At 60.8% G+C, this 4,178-nt stretch carries 3 protein-coding genes and 1 tRNA gene; 1 reads left to right on the top strand and 3 read right to left on the bottom strand.

The genetic code is table 11. The features are described 5' to 3' along the window. Positions 1–136 precede the first annotated feature (136 nt). Positions 137–226 (top strand) — tRNA-Ser (locus ACROSR_RS20290). 340 nt (positions 227–566) lie between these two features. Here the strand turns inward: ACROSR_RS20290 and ACROSR_RS20285 are convergent. The 3 genes from ACROSR_RS20285 to ACROSR_RS20275 form a co-directional block, all read right to left on the bottom strand. Then, positions 567–1,629, bottom strand: a protein-coding gene (locus tag ACROSR_RS20285) for an IS630 family transposase (RefSeq protein WP_432687689.1) whose coding sequence is annotated in 2 segments (ribosomal slippage) — positions 567–1,142 and positions 1,144–1,629 — 1,062 coding nt in all. Because the reading frame shifts where the segments join, the coding sequence is not laid out codon by codon here. An 89-nt stretch (positions 1,630–1,718) separates the two neighbouring features. Next, positions 1,719–3,701, bottom strand: a complete 1,983-nt coding sequence (locus tag ACROSR_RS20280) for a 3'-5' exonuclease (protein ID WP_432687688.1) — start codon at positions 3,699–3,701, stop codon at positions 1,719–1,721. Next, the gene (locus tag ACROSR_RS20275) at positions 3,698–3,958 is read right to left on the bottom strand and encodes a hypothetical protein (RefSeq protein ID WP_432687687.1); all 261 of its coding nucleotides are present in this window, start codon (positions 3,956–3,958) and stop codon (positions 3,698–3,700) included. The genes ACROSR_RS20280 and ACROSR_RS20275 overlap by 4 nt, the downstream gene beginning before the upstream one ends. Positions 3,959–4,178: the final 220 nt, after the last annotated feature.

The raw sequence follows: 4,178 nt of genomic DNA, 5'->3' as shown, positions 1-4,178 counted from the left end.
CGCATCGTCTGTTCTCCTTGTCGTTTTGAACGTTACGAGAACAAACTCTACTTTTGAATGGCCCGGTTTTTGGGGGGCAGGTCAACATAACCACCTCTTGCAACTCCCAGCCTCAACCGTTTATTAACTCAGTATAGGAGAGGTGGCCGAGTGGTCGAAGGCGCACGCCTGGAAAGTGTGTAGGCGGGCAACCGTCTCGAGGGTTCGAATCCCTCTCTCTCCGCCATAGTAGTGATTTAAGTACATGAAATCACTTGGTAAATTTGGATGCCAAGGCCCCTAGATACATATCCGGATACACTTTGTTCACGTGTGCCTCGCTAATGTTGATCGAATCCCTGCCAAGGCCGGGTATACTACACGGGTGGACAAGCGAGCGCGAACATACCCGTTGAATAAATGTGGTTGTGGGGGCTGGCGGTGCCTGGAGACGCAGGCCGAGGACTTCCTCTGGTGGTCCACGAAGGGCTCCCGAAAGGGCCACGCGTCGGTGGTGTCGATTTTGATCGATGAATTCGCTGAGGCAAGGCGTCTGCTACATCCCGACTTATACCAACCTGCACCGATCAGAACTCTTGTGCCCATTGGCGGCATCCGATGGAGGCAATGCGGTCGGGCTGGTCGATCAGTTTATTCCAAGCATCACAGCAATGATCGAGGATTTCATCATAGGACTCGAAGATGCGGTTGGATAGCCAGTTATCGCGCATGAATTGCCAGATGTTTTCGACCGGGTTGAGTTCGGGACATTTGGCTGGCAGCGGGAGGATGCTGATATTGTCGGGTATGACGAGCGCGCCGGTCATATGCCATCCGGCCTGATGCATGAGCACGACGGCATGAGCACCCGGCGCCACGGTTCGGGCGATTTCGGCAAGATGCATGGTCATCGCGCCCGTGTTGCAGACCGGCAGGACAAGCCCTGCGCCCTTGCGCAGGGCCGGGCAGATCGCTCCGAAGATATAGCTCGACATGGTGCGCTGATCATGCGGTGCCGAGGGGCGTGTTCCGCGCTTTGCCCACTGGCGCGTGATCTTGTTTTTCTGACCGACGCGGGCCTCGTCCTGAAACCAGACCTCTATTGCAGTGCCTTGCGGGAGGCCTGCGCGCACCTTTTCAAGCTTGGTTGCGAAGTCTTTTTTTAAACGCCTCCAGCGCTTCGGTATCTTGCGCATGGTGGCGGGGCCGCGCCGTGAGTTTGACATAGCCGAGCTTCTTGAGTTCCCGGCTCACGGTCGTTTCGTGAAGCGACACCGCAAATTCCGCACGAAGCCACTTTGCCAGATCGCTCAAGCGCCAACGCACGACCCCGTGGACCTCCGGCGTCGGACCGCTCTCCACGATCGCCGCAAGCGCATGACGTTGAGCATCGTCGAGCTTGGGTTGCTGGCCGGGCGCCTTGCCATCAATCAGCCCCTCCGGCCCGCCGGCATTGAACCGCAGGACCCAGTCGCGCACGATTTGCAGACCCACATCCCCGATCCGCGCCGCATCGCCCCGACGACCACCATCGTAGATCTCGGCCAGCGCCAGCAGCCTGCGGCTCTGGTTCGCGTTTTTCGTTGTCCGGGCCAGACATCTCAATGTCGCGCCGTCAAAGTCCGCCCGTAATTCTATTGCTGCACCCATGGCCACGCCCTCCCCAACTCTATCACCATAGAGTCAGGTTTTCGCCACCTTGGGAATCCCCCGTGAGTCAGCCTTCACGCGGCTTGGTATTATTTAAACAAATCGCCAAGGAACTCGGACACGGGTGCCACCCCTGACATCCATAGATGATCGCGGGCGCGAGAGGCAGCGACGTATAGCAGATGCCTTTCGGTGTTCATGATCTCGTCGAGCCGCGCCTCATCATTCGCGGACAACAGGCGTTCTTCGAGCGGCACGATATCCTGATCAAGCGCCAAGACAGCAACGGCGCGGTATTCGGCGCCCTTGGCCGCATGCATAGGCATCACCGCGACAGGAAGTAGCGGTGCCAGCGCGTCCACAAGAGACGAGGTTCTGACGAGGCACACGACCTCGTCGCTTGCGACGCCGGCCTGCGCGAGGGCTTCCAGCCACCCGTTGACCTCGGCCACTTCGTCCGCGCGTGTCTCGAAGCGGTGCACCTCCGGAGCAGCCCCATCGAAGACTGATGTGACCCCGAGGCGGTTTTCCTCGGTTCCATCCGGCTCGACCAGCGTTTCGGGCAGCAGATCGTCACTGTAGCGGCGGATCTGGTGGGAGGTGCGGTAGTTCACCTTGAGGCTGCGCGAGCGGCCGCGGATCTCGACCCCTGTCGCGGCCCATGGGAATGGCGCGCGGAAGATGCGCTGGCCGATGTCGCCTGCGAAGAACAGGCCATTCGGCCTGCTGCCAAGGGTATTTCCCAGCATCCGAAGCTCGGGCACGGAAATATCCTGCGCCTCGTCGATCACGGCATGAGTGAACGGAAACGCGCCGGTCTCTGCAAGGTCATGGGCCATTTGTGCCTCGGTCTTCTTGCCTCGCTTGGTCATCTCGGCGCGTAATGTCTCGAAAATCGCCCAGGCCGCATCGCGCCGCGCGGCAGGCATCCGGACCTTGCGGCCGAGGCGCGGCAGGTCGCGGTAGGTGTCGAGATCCCGGATATCCCATGCATCCACGACGAGGCTCCATTCGTCGTAAAGGAAATCGACGGTGGACGAGGCATCGCTCGCGGCAGAACCGTCGCGCAGGATCGCGCGAATCTCCTCCTCCTCGGAGGCGATGGTGCAGTCACCGAACCGCTCGGCGTGCAGTTTCCCGATCAGGGAACCAAGAGCCGTGACCGTTATGCGCGCTCTCACGTTTTCGCCTGCAAGCAGCGGCAATTTCCGCGCCAGCGCTTCGGCCAGCCCGGCATTGAACGTTGTGAGCAGGACTCGCGCACCCGGGTCTTGGGCGAGGCGCACGGCGCGGTGCAGGGCGACGACCGTCTTTCCGGTCCCGGCAGATCCGATGACGCGCGCAGGGCCGTTGAAATCGCGATCGACATATTCGCGCTGCGCAGGGTGCAGGTAGACGGCCCAGCGTTCCCACGGGGCCTCGAGCGCGGCGCGCAGCTCGTCCACATTCTCCATGACGCGGAAGCGGCGGCCGGCATCGGGATGTTCGAAGGGGTCCGCGCCCTCGACCAGCGCGGCCGGCTGCGGCCGTCCCCCCGTCGCGGCCTGCAGAAGCGCCTCGCCCGCCTCGGCGGGCAGATGACCGGCGATGTCGAGCACGGTGTCCTCGGTGGCGCCCTTCACCACATCGAGCCAGTCCTCGGGCACGCCCCAGGATAGGAGCGCATCATCGGGCTCTCCCTCGAAGAGGCGCGGCTTTCGCACGGCCTCCTCGACATAACGCTGGATCACCACCTCCTCGACCGTCTCGCGAATTTCGACGATCTGCATGGCGCCGGTGCGCGGGTGGCTTTCCAGCCGCCGCCGCTCGGCCCAGGCATAGGCGTCGTCATGATGGCCGACCCAAGCGAGAAGCGTGTCGCCGCCCTGCTTATGCAGCACCAGCCGGATGTCGCGATTGACCCGCGCGGTCCAGAACCCCTTGTCGCGGGCGCGATCCACGCGATGCAGGCTGAGGCCCGGGTTATCCGGGGTCATCTGGAGATCGAACGCCGCGGTCTTGGCCGCCTTCTGCTCCTGCGCGGTGAGCCGTGCGAGGCTGTCGGAAAAGCTGTCGGCGATGCGGAAGGTCATTCTTTGATTTTCTTGAGCTTCTTGGATTTTGCCTTCTTCGACTTCTTTTTGGTATCTGAGCCAAGCTTCGTGAACCCTACAAGGCTTTGGCCTTTTGCCAGTTTATCCTTTCGGTTTTTCAGCTCACGTCGAATTGCTTCTGCGCGTTGCTCAAAATCGTAGTCTTCTGGAACTGAATTTTTTTTCTTTTTTTTACGATAACTTGGAGCGAAGAACTTTAGGATTGTTGAGCCGCCGTTATATCCGCCTTTTCCCATCATCCCACCCCCATCACCTTCATCACCTCATCCCCCAAATGGTTGATCACCTTCACCGCGATCCGCCCGGACTTGGGCCGCGCGAAGGGCCGCGACACCGTCCGTTTCAGGCTGTCCCACGCCTCCTGATCGATCTCGCCCTTTGAATCGCCCCGGATTTACCGGAGACCTATAGCTTCATTTCACGCGACCATATCGAGCACGTCGCGCTGTGCATAGA

It is taken from the genome of Roseovarius tibetensis (genome assembly GCF_050896375.1).
GTDB lineage: Bacteria > Pseudomonadota > Alphaproteobacteria > Rhodobacterales > Rhodobacteraceae > Roseovarius > Roseovarius tibetensis.
The sequence above is the reverse complement of the archived record's forward strand: the minus strand, read 5'-3'. Positions and strand labels throughout refer to the sequence as shown.

Excerpts from the sequence above, each read along its gene's own strand:
- ACROSR_RS20275 (WP_432687687.1), bottom strand. The coding sequence starts at position 3,958 with ATGGGAAAAGGCGGATATAACGGCGGCTCAACAATCCTAAAGTTCTTC.
- ACROSR_RS20280 (WP_432687688.1), bottom strand. The coding sequence starts at position 3,701 with ATGACCTTCCGCATCGCCGACAGCTTTTCCGACAGCCTCGCACGGCTC.